Below are 20067 nucleotides of genomic sequence, written 5' to 3' on the forward strand. Positions count from 1 at the left end.
CTGATGTATAATCAATCGTCATAATGTTTTGAAAAAACGATACTTTTTATTAATGCCCTTGGCACAGAATTTGCATAAAATAATCATGTTATGAAGTGCCCTTTTTTAGAAGAGATCATGATGCAGTATTGTACTGCATGTGAAGTAAAAAAAATGCTCCCAAGCAATCGCTTGGTTACACCGAGTCCATGCGAAAGCGATTATCATGAATGCCCGGTATTTATAGATTTTTATGAAAATAAAAAGAAAAAGAAAATGCAGGATATCGTCGGGAAAGAAGAAGACAACGATGCTCCAGAAGGACCATCACTGTGATACAGGGAACGGATAAGACCGAACCAGCGCGGATCATGGTCATCGATGACGAGGCGGTGATATGCGATGCCTGCGCTCAGATTCTGACCGATGAAGGATATGAGGTGGTAACCGCGAATAACGGAATTGCCGGATTGGAAAAAATGAAGGGATCAAAACCCGATGTTGTCTTCGTTGACCTGAAGATGCCGGGTATGGGCGGGCTCGAAGTGCTTGACCGGATCAGGGGGATCGACAAGAACATCGTCACCGTGGTGATCACCGGCTACGCGACCATAGAATCTGCCGTCGATTCAATGAAGCATGGCGCTTTAGAATTCCTGCCCAAACCGTTCACGCCTGAGGAATTGGCCATTATCACCTGGCGGGCGGTCGAGAAACATCGGATCACGGTTGAAGCCGAGCGGTTGAAAAATGAGAAAGAGCATATGCGGCAGAATTTCATATCGCTGGTCTCGCATGAATTGAGAACACCGCTGGTCGCGGTTATCCAGTACCTTGAGGTCCTGAGCGGCGGGATCCTGGGAACGATGCCGCCGGAGCAAGAGAAGGTGATCACCCGGATGAAGATCCGGCTGAATGAACTGCTTTTGCTAGTCAACCGCTGGCTGAAGTTTGCCCGGATCGAGGAGACGGATGTTCGGGATAGCTTCACAAAATTCAACTTGAAGCCGGTGATCGAAGAATCCCTGGAACTCGTAAAACCACTCGCCGCGGAAAAAAAAATCGAACTCGTGTCCTCTGCCGGCGCTGACATTAATACCGTATTTGGCGACCGCGAAATGATAAAAGAGGTGATCACGAACATCATGAGCAACGGTATTAAATATAACCACGAGGGGGGACGTTTATCGGTCGAGACAATGCAAACTGCAGACGCAGTGATCATTGACATCACCGATACCGGGATCGGGATACCGGACGAGGAACTCGCCCGGGTTGGCGATGAATTTTACCGGACCAAGCGTGAGGGTCTAGCTGCCGGTTCCGGCCTTGGTCTGGCGATCGCCAAAAAAATTCTGGATATCCATGGAGGCCGGCTGGAGATCAAGAGCCGGCTCGATCTGGGCAGCACATTCAGCATTGTTCTGCCTAAAGCACGTGAAAAAAATGAAATTGTATCAGAAAGGAGCGCATCATGAAAAAAGTGAAACTCTTGTTGATCGATGATGACAATGACTTTTGTCAAGCCAACAAGGTTATTTTCGAACAGGCAGGATACGAGGTTATGATGGCGAAGAACGGCCGGACCGGGCTCGACTTGGTCCACAAGGAAAACCCAGACCTGATCGTTCTGGACGTCATCCTGCCGGATATCAATGGTTTCTCCATTTGCCGGGAGCTCAAGGAAGATCCCAAGTACTCAGTGATACCGATCCTGCTGATGACCGCCCTGGGTTCAAAACCGGGCAGTTATACCGAGAACATCGCTGCCCAGCACAAGGCGGACGCGTACCTTGAAAAACCATCGTCGCCTCAGGTCATTCTGGAAAAAGTGCGTGGTCTTCTAGCAACGGTTAAAACCGCGCCCAAACAGGAGCGCAGCATGCCGAAGATCCTGCTGGTCGATGACGATCCTGATTTTCTTGAAGCCACGCGGCAGATCCTGGCCGCGCACCGGTTCGAGGTCATCACGGCTAAGGACGGCGACGAGGGCATTGCCAAGGCAAAATACGAGAAGCCTGACCTGATCGTGCTGGATGTTATAATGCCCGGCAAGGACGGTTACACGGTGTGCTTTGAACTGCGCAAGAACCAACAGACCCGCCCCATACCGATAATCATGCTGACCGCGATCGGACAGCAGCTTTCCAGGCCGGAGTACGGCGTGGAGATCGCGATCGACCATCTCGCCGATGATTTTATTGATAAACCGGTCGAAATCCCGGCGCTGCTTAAGAAGATCGAAAAGCACCTGATGTTCAGATAGCCCGCAGCACGCTATTAAGGCAACGCGCATCTCGATGAAAGGGGATTGAATGCGATGGAAAGCTGGGTCTAATGACCAAGAGAAAACCATGAAAAGCCAAGAACAATCGGTTACACCAAATTTCAAATATGAAGTGGCAAAAGAACCCGGCGGCGAGAATATAAAAGCCTGCTATGCTTGCGGCATCTGCACGGCGAGCTGTCCTATTCGAGAGATCGATACGCGATATAATCCGCGGCAGATCATAAGGATGGTCCTGCTGGGCATGAAAGACCGGGTTTTGAAGAACGATTTCATCTGGTTTTGTTCAACCTGTTATTCTTGCTCAGAACGGTGCCCGCAGGGGGTACGGTTCACGGATGTCATGAACGCGATCAAGAACATGGCCGTAAAAGAAGGGTTTATTCATCCCGCGTTCGTTCAACAGGTCGAGCTTTTAAAGCAATTCGGCCGCCTGTATGAGATCGATGAGTTCGACAACAACAAAAGAGTCTCGTTCGGATTGCCAAAGGTTGAAAAGACCAAGGGATTCACGCGCAAACTTTTGGAAATCACAGGATTGGACAAGATCCTGGCGAGGAAAACCTAACATGAAGTACGCACTATTCCCGGGTTGTACCGTATTAGGCAGGGGCAGGAACTATGAAATGGCGGCACGGGCAGTGGCGAAGGAGACCGGACTTGAGTTTACGGACATCGCCGATTTCGAATGCTGCGGGTTCCCGATCAAGTCAGTTCACCAGGAGAGCGCATTTTTCCTGGCCGCGCGCAACCTGCTGGCCGCCGAGAACGAAGATCTCGATGTCTGCACGCTGTGCAGTGCCTGCACAAGCTCACTGACCGAGGTCAGCAAGCATCTTTCCGATGATTTCCCGGAAAAGACCAGGACCCTCGCGCTGCTCAAGAAAGCCGGGTTCGATTACCGACTCAGCAGGAATATCGTAGTCAAACATTTTGTCAAGATCCTGTACGAGGATATCGGGATCCCGGAGATCTCGAAGTTGATAAAGAAAAAACTTACCAATCTCAAGGTCGCGGCGCACTACGGATGCCATTACCTGAAACCAACCGACATTTATCAAACTCCAGAAGATCCGGAAAATCCAAAATCCCTCGATGAACTGATCAGCGTCACGGGCGCGGTGCCTTTGGACTACAACGAGAAAACGCGATGCTGCGGTGCCAGCCTCCTGGCGATCAGCGAGGACCTGGCGTATTCCGTTGCCCGCCCGAAAATGACCGCGCTCAAGCGGAATTCAGTGGACGCAATGGTCCTGATGTGTCCATTCTGCAGCGTCATGTTCGATGATAATCAGCGGAAGATGGAACAAAAATTCAATGAAGTGTTCACCATCCCGGTCCTGTACTATCCTCAACTGCTTGGTCTGGCGATGGGCTTGGATGAAAAAGCTCTGGGCTTGAGGATGAACAGGGTGTCCACAAAAGCATTGATGGAGAAGATTAGATGAAGGCTTACAAAATGCAGAATACCAAATATCAAGATCCAAATGAATCCCAAATTCCAAATGTCAAAAGCCAGTTTCTGAAGCGGAGGATCCATGAGTAACGGAAAGGTTGGCGCGGTGATGGTTGTCGGCGGCGGGATCGGCGGCATACAGGCAGCGCTGGACCTGGCAGATTCCGGATTCAAGGTTTATCTGGTCGAGAAGGGTCCAAGCATAGGTGGGGTCATGGCTCAGCTCGACAAGACATTCCCCACCAACGACTGCGCGATGTGCATCCTGGCGCCGAAGCTGGTCAGTGTCGCGAGACATCCGAACATAAAGATCATCACTAACGCCGAGATCGAAAAACTCGGCGGTGAATCCGGCAATTTCGTCGTGACCGTGCAGAAAAAACCGCGGTTTGTTGATGAGGATAAGTGCACGGGCTGCGGGCTTTGCATGGCGAATTGCCCGGTAATGCAGATCGCATACGCTGATATCGACAAGGAGACAATACAGCTGCAACCCGAGGATTTTGCCAAGGTCCAGGGGATCATCAGTGATTACAAGTCCAAGGAAGGCAGCCTTATGCCGATCCTCCAGAAGATAAACGCAACGTACAATTACCTGCCGATGGACTTGCTGCGCTATGTCGGTAGGGAATTGGATATACCTTTAAGCCATATATATAACATCGCGACGTTCTACAACGCTTTTAGCCTCGTGCCGAAGGGAAAGTATACGATCGCGCTCTGCCGCGGTACCGCATGCCATGTCCGCGGTTCGGGCAGATTGCAGGAAAAGGTCGAACAGGAGCTGGGCATCAGTGACGGTGGGACGACCGAAGATTTTTTATTCTCGTTGCAGACCGTCCGGTGTATCGGGTGTTGCAGCATAGCACCAGCAGTTCGCATTGGTCGTAATACCTACGGTAATGTCAGGGTAAATGAGATCGGCAATATATTGAGAAAGTACAGACTATGAAGCTAAAGAACAAAGAAGACCTGCAAAAGCTTAAGGATAGCGGGATAAAGAAGCTCTATCCGGACAAGGTGAGGATCAGTGTCGGGATGGCGACATGCGGACTGGCGACCGGCGCCGAACAGGTCTACAATTATTTCAGCAAGGAGATCGACTCTAACGGCAAGTTTAACCTTGTCCCGGTCGGGTGCATTGGGTTTTGCCAGAAAGAACCGCTGGTCGATATCCTGATCCCTGGCTTACCGCGGGTGACTTTTTCCAAAGTTAATGAAGAAAAGGCTAAACTCATCTTTGATGATCTGAAAAAAGACCATATAAACAATAGTATCGCAGCCTGGCGTTTTGATGAAGATGAATGGTTGATATTGAACGAGAAGAAGTCTCTCGTCGCCCGTGATCTACCGGACGCGGTCCGGTCGATAGAACTCTATAACAACATCGCGTTCTTCAAAAAACAGCTCAAGATCGCCCTGCGAAATTGCGGTTTCATTAATCCCGAAGATATCGAGGAGTACATTGCGCGCGGCGGCTATTTTTCTCTGATGCAGGTACTGAAGGGATATTCGGCCGACCAGGTGATCGGCGATGTCAAGAAATCCGGACTGCGGGGGCGCGGCGGCGCGGGTTTTCCGACAGGTTTGAAGTGGGAATTGTGCCGGAAATCAAAGGGAGAGACAAAGTACATAATCTGCAATGCTGACGAGGGAGACCCCGGCGCATACATGGACCGGAGCATCCTTGAAGGAGACCCGCATTCGGTCATTGAAGGCATGGTGATCGGCGCCTATGCCATCGGAGCGCAAGAGGGCTACATTTACGTGCGCACTGAATACCCGCTGGCGATCGAACGGTTCAAAAAAGCGATCAGCGATGCTGAGGAAAGTAACCTGCTGGGTGACAACATTCTGGGCACTAATTTCAATTTCAAGATAAAGATGGCGCAGGGTTCGGGCGCATTTGTCTGCGGCGAGGAAACATCTCTGATAAGCTCGATCGAAGGGAAGTCGCCGGAACCAAGGTTAAGGCCGCCATTCCCGGCCGAATCCGGATTATGGGGAAAACCGACGAATATAAACAATGTGGAGACCTGGGCGAATATCCCGGTCATTATCGCCCGCGGTGGGGATTGGTTTTCCCGGATCGGAACGGAAAAGAGCAAGGGCACGAAGGTGTTCTCGCTGGTCGGAAAAATAGAAAATACAGGGTTAATAGAAGTGCCGATGGGGATGAAGCTGGATGAGATCATCGAGATGGGCGGCGGTATTCCCAAAAACCGAAAGTTCAAAGCCATTCAGACGGGCGGACCTTCAGGCGGCTGTCTGCCTTTAAGCCATATCAATCAGCCTGTCGATTATGAAAAACTTGCCGAAGCCGGATCGATCATGGGATCTGGCGGCATGATCGTAATGGATGAACGCACCTGCATGGTGGACATCGCAAGATATTTCCTTGAGTTTCTCAAGGATGAGTCCTGCGGCAAGTGCTCGTCGTGCCGTGAAGGAACCCGGGAGATGTATGAGATCGTTGACCGCATTTCCAGGGGAGAAGGCAAGGAAGGCGATATCGATCTCCTGGAGAACCTGGGTAAGGTAGTGAAATCGGCTTCAATGTGCGGGCTGGGGCAGACCGCGGCCAATCCGGTCCTGTCCACGATAAGGTATTTCAGGGATGAATACGAAGAACATATCAAGCATAAAAGATGCCCGGCGATCGTTTGCAAGGAGATCGTTTCGTCCCCTTGCCAGCATACCTGTCCAATAGGCACCGAGGCTCAATTATACGTGTCGTATATCGCCAGCAGAAAGTTCGAGCAGGCGCTCGAGGTGATAACCAGGGACAACCCCATGCCGGCGTCGGTGAGCCGCATCTGTCATCATCCGTGCGAAAGAATGTCGTGCCGCGCCGGTGATATCGGGGAGCCCATAAATATCCGCGGTCTGAAGAGGTTCGTCATCGATTGGGCAACCGCAGCGAAGAAAAATATCGAGCCTCCAGGCAAAACGCCTGCCACCGGCAAGAAAATAGCCATTGTTGGCGCTGGACCGGCGGGCTTGACAGCCGGTTATTACCTTTGCCTTAAAGGTCACAAGGTCACAGTTTTCGACTCGGAGCAAAAACCCGGCGGCATGTTATTGGTCGGAATCCCCGAGTACCGGCTTCCCAGGCCGGTGCTGGATTTCGATATCCAAAACATGAAAAAAGCAGGACTGGAGATTAAAAATGGCGTGAGGATCGGCGAGCAAGTTAGTATCGACGAGCTGCTGAAACAGGGCTACGACGCGGTGTTCGTAGCGGTCGGGGCTCATGAAAGCATCAAGATGGGTGTTGTGGGAGAAGACCATCCGCGCGTTTTGCCGGGCATGAAATTCCTGCGGGCGGTCCATACCGGTCAGAAGGTCGATCTGGGCAACAAGGTATGCGTGATCGGCGGTGGTAATTCCGCGATCGATGCTGCCCGTGTTGCCCTGAGACTGGGATGCGAGGTGGAGATCTATTACCGCCGCACCAGGTCTGAAATGCCCGCTTTTCCTGAAGAGATCGAAGGGGCACTCGAAGAGGGCGTCAAGATCCAGTACCTTGTTGCGCCCCAAAAGATCGCGGAGCAGAACGGCAAGCTTCTTTTTACGTGCTCACGCATGGCGTTGGGCGAGATCGACAGCTCGGGCCGGCGCAAGCCGGTTCCCATACCGGGCTCTGAATTCACCACTGGATTCGACACGATAATCGCAGCGGTCAGCGAGCAGCCGCAGACCGGGTTTCTTGCTAAACACGCTAAACTAACCAAATGGGGAACGGTGGACGTGAATGCGGAGACCCTTCAGAGCAGCCATCCCCAGATCTTCGCGGGCGGCGACGCGATCCGCGGGCCGAGCACGGCGATCGAAGCGATCCGCGACGGCAAACTGGCCGCTGAATCGATCGATAGTTATTTGAAAAAAGCTGCGTGGATGCGGAAACATGCGGTGACACGGCCGTCGATCTATGTCGAGCCGGTTGCCATGACCGAAGTGGAGATGGCCGATTACCAGCGCGTCAAAATGCCCGGCCTGGCAGTATCCCCCCGGATCAATAAATTCCCCGAGATCGATAATGGTTACACCGAGGAAATGGCGATCAAGGAAGCCCGGCGGTGTTTGCATTGCGATCTGGAGACCACGCAGGGTCAGGAATTTGTGAAAAAGTGCAAGGAGCGAAAATGACGATAAAACTCCATATTGATAAAACGCCGGTCGAGATCGAAAAGGGGAAAACGATCCTTGAGGCAGTAAAAAAGCTGAATATCGATATCCCGACGCTGTGCTATCATAAGGCATTGAGTCCCTACGGCGCATGCAGATTATGCGTGGTGGAGATCAACAGGGCCGGCAGGAAGACCATCCAGGCTTCGTGCCTGTATCCGGCTGACAACGATATCGAGGTCGTCACCAATTCGCCCGAATTGCAGAATATCAGGCGCACGATGATCGGTCTGATCATGGCGCGAGCTCCGAAATCACAACAGATCATTGACGTGGCGCGGAAATTGGGAGTACAGGAGAGCCCGTATCATATCAAAGACGAAGATTGCATGCTCTGCGGTCTTTGTATCCGCATGTGCAAGGAACGAATGGACCGAAGCGCGATCGGTTTTTCAAAACGCGGCGATAAAAGGAAGATCGCGCCACCTTTCGAGGTGAACTCAAGGACCTGCATGGTGTGCGGCGCATGTTACGCGGTATGCCCAACAGCCAATGAACGGTTGAAGAAGATCAGCGACAAGCCGTCGAGATCGATCCTCGATGAGTTCGATGAAAGACTCAGGCCAAGGCCGGTTATAAGGATACCATTTCCCCAGGCGGTTCCCAATCTCGCAATAATCGATAAAGAAAAATGCATTCATTTCCTGACCGACAAATGCAAGGTCTGCGAGGAGTTCTGCGAGGCCAAGGCGATCAAGTATGACCAGCAGGAAGAGGTCATGGACCTGAACGTCGGTTCCATTGTTCTGGCTCCTGGTTTCGATGAATTCGACGCCAAAAGAAAGAGCGAGTATGGTTATGGCCGCCATGACAACGTGGTGACCTCAATGGAGTTCGAACGCATCCTCTCGGCTTCTGGTCCTTTCCAGGGTCATATCAAGAGACCGGGCGATCTCAAGGAACCGCAGAGGATCGCGTTTATTCAATGCGTCGGTTCCCGCGACCCGCAGGCAGGCGCGAGCTACTGTTCTTCGGTATGCTGTACCTACGCGATCAAGGAGTCGATCATCGCCAAGGAACACGCCAAAGGAGGACTGGATACGACGATCTTCTACATGGATATAAGGACCTTTGGCAAGGGTTTCGAGAGTTATTACCAACGGGCAGAAAAAGAGTACGGCGTGCGGTTCGTGCGGGCCGGGGTCTCGAAGATCGACCAGGATCCGGTCACCAGAAACGTTATCATCCATTACGAGAGCGAACAGGGTGAAATAAAAGAGGAAGAGTTCGATATGGCGGTGCTGTCGGTCGGATTGGTCCCTAAGGATGACATGAAGGCACTTTCGAAAAAACTGCGCGTTAACCTGAACGAGCATGGATTCTGCAAGACCAGCGAATTCCTGCCCGTCGACACGATCCGGGACGGTATCTATGTCTGCGGCGCGTTCGCAGGTCCCAAGGACATTCCTGAGACCGTGACGCAGGCGTCGGCGGCTGCAGGTGAAGCGATGACAAATCTAGCCAGCGTCAGAAACACACTTGTGTCAAAGAAACAGTACGCCAAGGAGCTTGATGTCAGCGCACAGGAGCCGCGGATCGGCGCTTTCATCTGCCACTGCGGTATTAATATCGGCGGTTACGTTGATGTCAAAGCGGTCATGGAATATGCCAAAACCCTGCCCGGTGTCGTCTATGTGGAGAACAATCTCTACACCTGTTCTCAGGATACCCAGAAAAAAATGGTAGAGATGATAAAAGAGCATCAGCTGAACCGGGTGGTCGTAGCATCATGCACACCGCGGACACACGAGCCGCTGTTCCGGGAAACGATCCGGGAAGCAGGGTTGAATCCCTATTTGTTCGAGATGGCGAATATCCGTGACCAGTGTTCCTGGATCCACATGCAGGAACCAGCCGAGGCGACGGTCAAGGCAAAGGACCTGGTGCGGATGGCTGTCGCCAAAGCACGCCTTTTAACGACGCTCAAGCGTGTCGAGCTCGATGTCACGCAAAAGGCGTTGGTGATTGGCGGCGGCGCGACCGGTATGGTATCGGCTTTGACCCTGGCGGATCAGGGTTTTGAGGTTTTCCTCGTAGAGCGCGAGCCTGACCTGGGCGGTCACATGCGGCACATTTACCACACGATCGAAGGCCGGAATGTCGCTGGTTATCTCGACCGTCTCACCGCGAACGTAAAAGCCCACAAGCATATCAAACTGTTCACCAGGGCTGAGGTCGAATCGCTTAAAGGGTTCGTCGGCAACTACGAATCCCGGATAAAAAGGGCCGATGGCGGCGTGGAAACAGTGGTCCACGGCGTGGTCATCGTAGCTACGGGGGCGGATGAACACATCACCACCGAGTACATGTACGGGTCTAATGAGCGGGTGGTTACCCAGCGGGAGTTCGAAAAACTGCTGAACGATCCGGCGGCACTGGAAAAAAAGAATGCCAAAAACATCGTCATGATCCAGTGCGTTGGGTCCCGTGACGACAAACACGAATACTGCAGCCGGATCTGCTGCTTCCAGGCCGTAAAAAATGCCCTGCACATGCTGGAGCAGGACCCGCAGGCAAATGTCTATGTTCTGTACCGCGACGTCAGGACCTACGGCCTGCGCGAGGACTATTACCGCAAGGCGCGCGAAGCCGGGGTCGTTTTTATCCGGTATGATGATACGTCCAAACCGGTCCTTGAATCAAGCGGTGGAAAACTGCGTTTGACCGTCAACGAGCCGATCCTGCGCGAGACGATCGAGGTCATGCCCGACCTGATCGTGCTGTCCGCGGGCATCGAGCCGCGCAAGGACAACGCCATACTTGCCAAAATGCTCAAAGTACCGCTGAACAGCGAAGGGTTCTTCCTGGAAGCGCATGTTAAATTAAGACCTGTCGATTTCGCCACCGAAGGCGTTTTCGTGGCGGGAATGGCACACAGTCCGAAAGGGATTGACGAGGCGATAAGCCAGGCAAAGGCCGCCGCGGCACGGGCGACCACAATCATCGCGCATAAAAAATATTACGCGGAAGCGACCGTGTCATTCGTGAACGAGGACCTTTGCGCGGGCTGCGGCGTGTGCAGCGCTCTCTGTCCTTACGAAGCCATCGAGATAACGACTAAGGATGACAAACGGCTGTCCAAGGTAAATGAGGCGTTATGCAAGGGTTGCGGAACGTGCGTGGCCGCCTGTTCGTCCGGGGCCATGGGGCAGTACGGGTTCACCAAGCAACAGGTCATCGCGATGGTCGATGCGCTGAAAGAGTGAGGTGCGTGATGAGCGAGTTCAAACCCAAAGTGGTTGTTTTCTGCTGCAACTGGTGCTCTTACGCGGGCGCTGACCTGGCGGGCGTGTCGCGTTTGCAGATGCATCCGAATTTCAGGATCATCCGGACCATGTGTTCGGGGCGGATCGAACCAGAGTTCGTTCTGCGCGCTTTCAAGAATGGTGCCGACGGGGTATTGCTGACCGGCTGCCATCCTGGCGATTGTCATTATATTTCTGGGAACTACAAAGCATTGCGCCGGTATCAGGGAATGAAGGTCCTGCTGAAGGAATTCGGCATCAACGAGAACCGGTTCAGGCTGGAATGGGTCTCGGCCGGCGAAGGCATCAAATTCCAACAGGTCATAAACGACTTTATTGATGAAGTCCAGCGGTTGGGCCCGCGGCAGCAATAATACCCCTGAACGTTCTCACCGGAACGGGCACTGCGGCGAGGCCAATCGTAAAAACATTGAACAACTATGATCCGGATTGAGATTTTATTGACATAATCGCCGATCTATATATACTTGAATTGATTTATTGATTTTAGGTCTGCGCCTATAGCTCAATCCGCCACAAAGTATGGCGCATAGAGCAACGGATTTCAAAAGCTGCGGCGGCATTACACGTTACTTGACCACCGCCGCGTTTTTTATACAATATAACGACCGAACATGATAAAGATCTCCCTGAGGACAAAACTGCTGGTCAGCCTGGTGTCGGTGATTCTGATCAGCGGGGTGATCAGCACCGTCGCCGGCGTCAGGTTGATCGGCAACGATATCATCAAACAGGCGCAGGACAAGGTCAGGACCGACCTTAATTCAGCGCGTGAGATATACAATGAACTGCTAAAAGACGCCAAGAATATCACCCGGTTCACGTCAACACGCGTGTTGGTGCGAGATGCGGTCGTGAAAAATGATCGGCAGTACCTGGTCAATGTCCTTGCCCAGGTGCTGAAGAGCGAGAACCTCGACATCCTTATCGCTCTGGACGCCGGGGGACGCGTGATTACCCGGGCGAATAACCCGTCGGTTTACGGCGATGACCTGTCGTCCAATGCCTTGCTGCAGCGCGTTATTAATGACCGGCTGTCGACCGCGACCACGATCCTGTTGGCCGAGAACCAGCTGCAGCGCGAGGGCGACGCGCTGGTCAGACAGGCAGCCATCGAGATTCTGCACACACCGATGGCGAAATACCAGCGGACCGGCATCGAGAAGAACGGGATGGCGGTCGCAGCGGCAACGCCCGTGTTCGATGACGACCAGAGAATGGTGGGTATCATCTACGGCGCCAAATTGCTCAACCACAATTATGATCTGGTCGATCAGGTGAAGAACACGGTGTTCCAGGACGAGAAATACAAGGGTAAGGATATCGGCACAGCGACGATCTTTCAAGGCGACTTGAGGATATCGACCAATGTCAAGAACGAGGACGGCAGCCGGGCGATCGGCACGCTTGTTTCCCAGAGCGTTTACGAAGCCGTGCTGGAAAGGGGAGAACGCTGGATCGCGCGGGCATTCGTCGTCAATGACTGGTATATTACGGCTTACGAACCGATCCGGGATATAAACAATAATGTGACGGGGATTCTCTATGTCGGGATCCTTGAGCAGAAGTACACGGACATGCGAAACAATGTGATCCTGACGTTCCTCGGGATAACCCTGCTGGGCATGGTCGTGGTCTTTTTCATATCCTTCATGATCGCACAGGGGATCGTGAGGCCGGTCGCGAGACTGGCGACCGCCGCCCATCATATCGCCGATGGCGATTTTTCCTACTCGACCAACATCCAGTCCAGCGATGAGATCGGCGAACTGGGTAAAGTCTTCAATTTCATGGTGACCTCGATCAGCGAGCGGGACGCCCAGATCAGGGAACTGGCGCAGCTAAAGATCGCGGAAGCAGAACGGCTGGCCATGATCGGTCAGCTGGCTGCCGGCGTCGCGCATGAAATAAATAACCCGCTGACGGGTATCATCCTGTACTGCGATCTGGTCCTGCGGTCGCTACCCAAGGGTGATCCGAAGCGGACGAACCTGGAAAAGATCAACGCCGAAGCGCTGCGATGCAAGAATATCGTCAGGGGTTTGCTCGACTTCGCGCGCCAGAAAAAACCCGAGATCAAGGATTGTTCGGTCAACCAGTTGCTGGAAGCTTCTCTGTCCCTGATCAAGAGCCAGGCGCTTTTTCTTAACATCACGATCGACAGGATACTGGATGAGACGCTGCCCATGGTCAAGGTCGATCCTTCGCAGATCCAGCAGGTCTTCATGAACATTATAATCAATGCTGGGGAGGCAATGGAAGGGAAGGGCGAGCTGTCCGTGAGGACCGCGCTTTCGAAAGACAGAAAATTCGTGGAGGTCACGTTCGCCGACACGGGACCGGGCATAAAAGAAGAGAACATCAAGAAAATATTCGAGCCGTTCTTTACGACCAAGGAAGCGACCCATGGCGTGGGACTCGGCTTGAGCATAAGCCATCGCATCATCGAGGATAATGGCGGAAAGATATCGGTTACGAGTGAGATCGGCAAGGGAACGACTTTCGTGATCCGCCTGCCTTGCTGATGGCAATATTTATTTGGCAAGCCGCAATTACTTGATTTTTTTTTTATTTCGGATATAATATGGCCCTATGGAAAAAGTCATTAAGATCCTGAAAAAATATCCGACCGGTCAGGCCAGTATCATACAGATCCTGCAAGAGGTGCAAAGTGAATATAATTGCCTGCCCAAGGACGTATTGACCTATATCGCTCGAAGAGTGCATGTGCCTTTGAGCAAAATGTATGGAATCGCGACATTTTTTGCAGCTTTCAGCCTAGAACCACGAGGGCGGCATTGCCTGACCGTATGCATGGGAACGGCTTGCCACGTACGCGGGGCACCGGAAGTACTGCTCTGTTTGGAGGATAAGCTTGGTCTCGCGGTCGGTGAGACCAGCAAAGACCGTGAATATACACTGGAAACGGTAAATTGCCTGGGCGCGTGCGCGCTCGCGCCAATCGTAGTTGTGGACGGCAAATATCATGGCCAGGTTTCGGTACGAGCCGTGGATAAGATCGTCAAGGAAGTGAAGTGAGAATTTATCGCCACCTGCTGGTCTGCGCCGGGACCGGCTGCGTAGCCTGCGGTTCATACGAAATAAGGTCGGCGCTTGTCGCGGAGATAGCGAAGCGGGGACTGCAGCGGGAGATTGAAGTCGTTGCGACCGGCTGCAATGGATTCTGCGAACGCGGTCCGATTATCGTAGTCCAGCCCGATGACATATTTTATCAGCATGTTTCTGTCAGCGACATACCGCACCTCGTCGAAGAACATTTCATCAACCATTGTCCGGTAACAAGGTTGATGTACATGCCGCCAGGCGGAAAGGAACCGGTTCCCAGGATGTCCGAAATCGGTTTCTTCAAGTATCAGCGTCTTTTCGTGCTGAGGAACCGCGGCCGGATCGATCCCGAGAACATCGAAGAATACATCGCTTTTGACGGTTACTTTGCAATGGAAAAGGCGCTGACGAAGATGACCGCGCCGGAGATAATAAACGAGATCATTGCATCTGGTCTGAGGGGCCGGGGAGGAGCGGGTTTTCCTACCGGCCGGAAGTGGCAGATGTGCCGTGATTCCACCGGCGACCGCAAATATCTGATCTGCAACGGCGACGAGGGCGATCCGGGTGCCTTTATGGATAGAAGCGTCCTGGAGGCAGACCCACACTCGGTCATTGAAGGTATGATCATCGGCGCCAAGGCGATCGGCGCCCAGAAAGGGTATATCTACGTGCGGTCCGAATATCCGCTGGCGGTAAAAAGGATCATGCGGGCGATCGAACAAGCGGAAGAGGCTGGTTTGATCGGCAATGACATTCTGGGGACCGGTTTTGACTTTCACTTGGAAATCGTGAAGGGCGCCGGAGCTTTTGTATGCGGGGAAGAGACGGCACTCATGGCGACCATTGAAGGCAAGGTCGGAAGACCCCGACCGCGGCCTCCTTACCCGGTCATAAGCGGATTGTGGGGCAGGCCGACGAATATCAACAACGTCGAGACCTGGGCCAATGTGCCTCAGATCATATCAAAAGGCGCTGCGTGGTTCTCGGAGATCGGCACGGAAAAGAGCCGGGGAACCAAGATCTTCTCGTTAGTCGGCAAGATCAACAACACCGGATTGGTGGAAGTGCCAATGGGCATGACGCTGAGATCGATCATTTACGATATCGGTGGCGGTATACCGCAAAACAAACAACTAAAGGCTGTTCAGACCGGCGGTCCATCAGGCGGGTGCATACCCCGGGAAATGATCGATCTGCCGATCGATTACGAAAGTCTGACCCAGGCCGGATCAATGATGGGTTCGGGCGGCATGATCGTAATGGACGAAGATACGTGCATGGTTGATATTGCCAAATATTTTCTGAATTTCACCCAGCAGGAATCATGCGGCAAATGCCCGCCCTGCCGTATAGGAGTAAAGCAAATGGTCAAGGTTCTGGAACGGATCACCGAAGGCCGCGGACTTGCAACCGACGTTGATCAGCTTGTATCGATAGCAGCGAATATCAAGACGACTTCGCTGTGCGGTCTGGGTCAGACCGCACCTAACCCGGTACTTAACACGATCAATTATTTCCGCAACGAGTATGATGCGCACATCAATGACAAGCGCTGTCCCGCGCTAGTGTGTAAATTGCTAATATCATACGTGATCGATAAGGAGCTGTGCACGGGCTGCGTCGCGTGTTCGAAGAGTTGTCCCAGCAAGGCGATCACCGGTAAACCAAAGGGAACTTATGTGATCGATCAAAAAAAATGCAATCGCTGCGGCATCTGTATCACGGTTTGTCCGTCGAAATTTGGCGCAGTCAAAAAGGTGACGCCGGCGGTAACGTGATAAAAATAAGTATCAACGGAAAAGAGTTTACTGCTCAAAAAGGCGATAGCGTGTTGACGGTCTGCCAGCGGGAACGCATCGCCGTGCCGACCCTATGCTATCAGAAAAACCTGCAGCCATATGGCGGCTGCCGTCTATGCATCGTCGAGGTCAGGGGAATGTCATGGCCCGTGGCGTCGTGCACGCTCCCGGTCGAGGAAGGCATGGTGGTCGTGACCGACAGCCCGGGTTTGAGAGAACAGCGGAAATTCACCCTGCAGCTGATCCTTTCAGAGCATCCCCATTCATGCTTGATCTGCGCGAAGAAACAAGATTGCGCGCAGTACATGGAGTGCATCGAGAAAGAACCTATTACCTTTGGATGCAAATACTGCGCCCGCAACGGGACCTGCGAACTGCAGAAACTAACCGAGGAATTCGGGATTACCGAGATCCCATTTGCGTTCAGCTATCGCAATGTTGATATCGAAAACCGAGATCCCTTTTTTGAACGCAATTACAACCTCTGTATCCTGTGCGGCCGGTGCGTGCGGACGTGCGATGAACTGAGGGGCGCGTCGGTCATCGATTTCCACCACCGCGGATCCAAGACCCTGGTCGGGACGGCGTACGGCGTCTCCCACCTGGAAACACCCTGCCAGTTCTGCGGAGCCTGCGTTGATGCCTGTCCGACCGGCGCGATGAGCGAAAGGTTCAGCAAATGGGATGGCAAACCCGACCGGATCGTCGCCAGCAGCTGTGTGTTATGCAGTGCCGGCTGCGATATCAACATCAACGTAAAGAACGAAAAAGTCGTTTCCACTACGCCCCGGAACAACGGGATATGCGTGAGGGGCCGCTTCGGGATCGCGCCGCTGGTCAACCACCCGAGACGCGCGACGGTGCCGGTCATGAAAATGAACGACCGGCATGTCGAAGTGGAATGGGATGAAGCCCTGGAGTTTGCGGCTTTGAAGCTGAGTCAGGTCCGCGCGAGGTCCGCCATTGTTTTCTCGCCCCAGATCTCGTGCGAAGCCATCGACGCCATATCCTGCTGCGTGGAATTAGCGGGTATCGATTCGATCGGGGCACCGTACGCTTCGTTCGAAAGAGTGCTAACTGAGGTGATGGCGCCGGCACCAGTTTCGAAAAAGACAGCCCTGGTGGTCGTGGCGACCGATATGATCAGCGATTTTTCTGTAGAGCTGCTGCGCATAAAAAGTCATATCAAAGAACGCCCGCTGCTGATCGTGGTCGATCCGGTGCAGACGAAGATCGCGGAGACCGCCGATATCTGGTTCAGACCCGAACCGGCAAGAGTAAACGAATTTGTCAGCACGCTGCTGACTGAAAGAGCCGATAGCGCGATCGCTGGTATCGCCAAGCAGGAAATTATTGAAGCCAAGAAAAGACTGGCGGGCCGGGATGTCTACCTATTATACGACCCTGCGAACAACTTCAAATTCAATGCCGGAAAGGAAAAATCGATCCATCAGGTACCGGTGTTTTTTCACGCCAATATGGCTAAATGTTCGGCATTCGACTGCTTTGATCCCGGTCTTTTAAGCGTTAAGAACCCGTTCGAGTGTCTGTATCTGATCGGCGAGACGCCCAAGGTCGCGATCCCGTCAAAAACGGTGATCGTGCAGGATTGCTTCACGCCGGATATCAATTTTGACCTTTTCCTGCCGGCCGCGATGCCCGGTGAATATGACGGCAGTTTCATCGATTATCAGGGTAAGGTTAAAAGAGTGTACAAAGCCGTGGAGCCGGCGGACAAAGCCAGACCGGACGATTGGATCATCAAGGAGATAGCTTCGCGGCTCAATACCGGCGCGGCTGAGCCCAAGGCTCCGAAGATCGCCTTTTGCAAGGATGCGGTTAAAACAGTAAAGCTGACGAAAAAATATCCGTACTACCTTGTGGTCCGGGAAAACACCTGCCTTTTTCGTTCCAAATCCTTGTCTAGGCTGTTGAAAGGTTTCCGGCGAATACGCAAAGATGATTATGTCTGGGTAAATCCGCAGGACGCCGATGTATTGAACCTGAAACAGGGGGCTGAAGTGAATCTGGAGAGTGCCTGTTTTTCCGTTCCGATCCGGGTTTGGATAACGGAAGACGTGATGCCCGGCGTTATGTTTGCATACCAGGACGTAGCCACTGGTCTGGTCAGGGAATCAGCAGTGAGGATCGATGTATAAAATCCTGAAGCTCGAACCGATCGTGCCCAATATCAACCTCCTGGTGGTCGCTTCCAAAGATATCCACCGGAACGCGAAACCCGGCGAGTTCGTGGTCGTCCGCGCCGATGAGCCGGGCGAACGGATACCGTTGAACCTCGTTGAATGGGACAAGGAAAGCGCGAGCATGGTCTTCATGGCCGTGGGAACATCGACCAGAAAGCTCTCGTTGTTAAAGGCGGGCGACAGCGTTGCGACCCTTGCCGGACCGTTGGGGCGGCCCACCGAGATGGTCCAGGGCAAGACTGTCCTGGCGATCGGCGGGTGCTACGGGATCGGAGCGCTGTATCCGGTGATCAAGGCGTTCAAGGAGAACGGCAACCGGGTCATTACCGCGATCGAAGCGCGCAGTTCATTCCTGCTGTACTGGCAGGAAAAACTAAAGGGCTACAGCGATGAACTCCACGAGATCACGCGGGACGGCACCAGGGGCTTTAAGGGACATATCAATGATTTCTTGAACGGTTACCTTGCCGCCAACAAAGTGGACCTCGTTTATTGCCAGGGTTGCACTTACCTGACATACCTCGTCTCCCAGACCACGAAGGCGAGCGGTACGAAGACGATCGTTGGCCTAAACCCCATCATGATCGATGCGACCGGCATGTGCGGTGTCTGCCGGGTGATCATCAATGGTCAGACAAAATTTGCCTGCGTCGATGGTCCGGAATTCGATGGGCATGCCGTGGACTGGGATAATCTCCTTGCCCGCCGGCATACCTACATGCAGGATGAACGCAGGTCATTGAGTTTCTTTGAATGCGAGACCTATGGCTGAGAAGATCAAACCGCATAAAACAAAGATGCGCGAGCAGCCCGCCAAAGAGCGGGTGAAGAACTACCGGGAAGTGCCGTACGGGTACAACCCGGAAGAAGCGGTCCTGGAAGCAAAGCGGTGCATTCAGTGCAAGAAACCGACCTGTATTGGCGGCTGCCCCGTGGAAATAGATATTTCGGCGTTCGTCAAGGCGATCGCCGAAGGTGATTTCAGAAAATCGATAAAGATCCTAAAAGAAAGAAATGTTCTGCCCGCGGTCTGCGGCCGGGTCTGCCCTCAGGAGACGCAATGCGAACAGGTCTGCGTGCTCGCCAAAAAATTCGAGCCGGTGGCGATCGGCCGGCTGGAAAGGTTCGTGGCTGACTGGGAAGCGAGCCAGGGCGAGGCGCCGGTGCCTGAACCACCGCCTCAAAGCGGTAAAAAGGTCGCGATCATCGGTTCGGGTCCGGGCGGGCTGACGGTCGCGGGCGATCTGATCAGGATCGGGCATGGCGTTACCATTTTTGAAGCATTGCACAAACCCGGCGGCGTGCTGGTGTACGGCATCCCCGAATTCCGGCTGCCCAAGGCGATCGTGTACCGTGAAGTCGACTATCTCGTCCGGAGCGGCGTAAAACTCATTCTTGATTTCGTGGTGGGCAAGACCGCGACGCTCGACCAGCTGCTTGAGGATTATAACGCGATCTATATCGGGACCGGCGCGGGCCTGCCCTGGTTCATGAACATACCAGGCGAGAACCTTAACGGCGTCTACTCGGCGAACGAGTACCTGACCCGATCTAATTTAATGAAGGCTTATTTGTTCCCGGAATACGATACCCCGATCGTACGCGGCAGGAACGTCGCGGTCGTGGGCGGCGGGAATGTAGCAATGGACTGCGCCCGCACCGCGCTCCGCCTGGGCGCCAGGGAAGTTCATATCGTGTACCGTCGTTCCAAACAGGAGATGCCGGCACGGATCGAAGAGATCCACCACGCCGAAGAGGAAGGCATCATTTTCGACTGGCTGACCCTGCCCTTGAAATATTTCGGGGACGAGCGCAACTG

The 20067-nt window shown here is 53.3% G+C and carries 15 protein-coding genes and 1 pseudogene; all 16 read left to right on the top strand.

The window, feature by feature from the left end; translation table 11 throughout:
- Positions 1 to 117 precede the first annotated feature (117 nt).
- The gene (locus VF399_01500; protein ID HEX7319014.1) at positions 118 to 315 is read left to right on the top strand and encodes a hypothetical protein; all 198 of its coding nucleotides are present in this window, start codon (positions 118 to 120) and stop codon (positions 313 to 315) included.
- Positions 312 to 1457, top strand: coding sequence for a response regulator (locus VF399_01505; GenBank protein ID HEX7319015.1), 1146 nt, complete (start codon positions 312 to 314; stop codon positions 1455 to 1457). Before VF399_01500 ends, VF399_01505 begins: the two co-directional genes overlap by 4 nt.
- Positions 1454 to 2245, top strand: a complete 792-nt coding sequence (locus VF399_01510; GenBank protein ID HEX7319016.1) for a response regulator — start codon at positions 1454 to 1456, stop codon at positions 2243 to 2245. The genes VF399_01505 and VF399_01510 overlap by 4 nt, the downstream gene beginning before the upstream one ends.
- A gap of 88 nt (positions 2246 to 2333) precedes the next feature.
- The gene (locus tag VF399_01515; protein ID HEX7319017.1) at positions 2334 to 2834 is read left to right on the top strand and encodes a 4Fe-4S dicluster domain-containing protein; all 501 of its coding nucleotides are present in this window, start codon (positions 2334 to 2336) and stop codon (positions 2832 to 2834) included.
- 1 nt (position 2835) lies between these two features.
- Positions 2836 to 3714: a CoB--CoM heterodisulfide reductase iron-sulfur subunit B family protein gene (locus tag VF399_01520; protein ID HEX7319018.1), complete on the top strand. Its 879-nt coding sequence runs from the start codon at positions 2836 to 2838 to the stop codon at positions 3712 to 3714.
- Positions 3715 to 3804: 90 nt separating this feature from the next.
- A pseudogene (locus tag VF399_01525) lies at positions 3805 to 4188 on the top strand (FAD-dependent oxidoreductase).
- Positions 4168 to 4674, top strand: a complete 507-nt coding sequence (locus VF399_01530) for an NAD(P)H-dependent oxidoreductase subunit E (protein HEX7319019.1) — start codon at positions 4168 to 4170, stop codon at positions 4672 to 4674. The pseudogene VF399_01525 and the gene VF399_01530 overlap by 21 nt, the downstream one beginning before the upstream one ends.
- Positions 4671 to 7871 carry an NADH-quinone oxidoreductase subunit NuoF gene (gene nuoF, locus VF399_01535; GenBank protein ID HEX7319020.1) on the top strand — a complete coding sequence of 1067 codons (3201 nt, stop codon included), beginning with the start codon at positions 4671 to 4673 and terminating at the stop codon, positions 7869 to 7871. The genes VF399_01530 and nuoF (VF399_01535) overlap by 4 nt, the downstream gene beginning before the upstream one ends.
- Positions 7868 to 11116, top strand: a complete 3249-nt coding sequence (locus VF399_01540; protein ID HEX7319021.1) for an FAD-dependent oxidoreductase — start codon at positions 7868 to 7870, stop codon at positions 11114 to 11116. The genes nuoF (VF399_01535) and VF399_01540 overlap by 4 nt, the downstream gene beginning before the upstream one ends.
- An 8-nt stretch (positions 11117 to 11124) precedes the next feature.
- Positions 11125 to 11529: a hydrogenase iron-sulfur subunit gene (locus tag VF399_01545; protein ID HEX7319022.1), complete on the top strand. Its 405-nt coding sequence runs from the start codon at positions 11125 to 11127 to the stop codon at positions 11527 to 11529.
- A gap of 261 nt (positions 11530 to 11790) precedes the next feature.
- Positions 11791 to 13701: a cache domain-containing protein gene (locus VF399_01550; protein ID HEX7319023.1), complete on the top strand. Its 1911-nt coding sequence runs from the start codon at positions 11791 to 11793 to the stop codon at positions 13699 to 13701.
- A gap of 67 nt (positions 13702 to 13768) precedes the next feature.
- Positions 13769 to 14215 carry an NAD(P)H-dependent oxidoreductase subunit E gene (locus VF399_01555; protein HEX7319024.1) on the top strand — a complete coding sequence of 149 codons (447 nt, stop codon included), beginning with the start codon at positions 13769 to 13771 and terminating at the stop codon, positions 14213 to 14215.
- A complete protein-coding gene (nuoF, locus tag VF399_01560; GenBank protein ID HEX7319025.1) occupies positions 14212 to 16023 on the top strand; it encodes an NADH-quinone oxidoreductase subunit NuoF in 1812 nt (603 codons plus the stop codon). The genes VF399_01555 and nuoF (VF399_01560) overlap by 4 nt, the downstream gene beginning before the upstream one ends.
- Positions 16020 to 18203: a 2Fe-2S iron-sulfur cluster-binding protein gene (locus VF399_01565; protein HEX7319026.1), complete on the top strand. Its 2184-nt coding sequence runs from the start codon at positions 16020 to 16022 to the stop codon at positions 18201 to 18203. Before nuoF (VF399_01560) ends, VF399_01565 begins: the two co-directional genes overlap by 4 nt.
- Positions 18196 to 19020 carry a sulfide/dihydroorotate dehydrogenase-like FAD/NAD-binding protein gene (locus VF399_01570; GenBank protein ID HEX7319027.1) on the top strand — a complete coding sequence of 275 codons (825 nt, stop codon included), beginning with the start codon at positions 18196 to 18198 and terminating at the stop codon, positions 19018 to 19020. Before VF399_01565 ends, VF399_01570 begins: the two co-directional genes overlap by 8 nt.
- Positions 19013 to 20067 (top strand): NADPH-dependent glutamate synthase (gene gltA, locus VF399_01575; protein ID HEX7319028.1); only part of this gene is annotated, 1055 nt, incomplete at its 3' end. The genes VF399_01570 and gltA, both read left to right, overlap by 8 nt.

The organism is bacterium (assembly GCA_036382775.1).
Classification (GTDB): Bacteria; Hydrothermota; Tepidihabitantia; order SM23-42; family JAOAFX01; genus DASVHD01.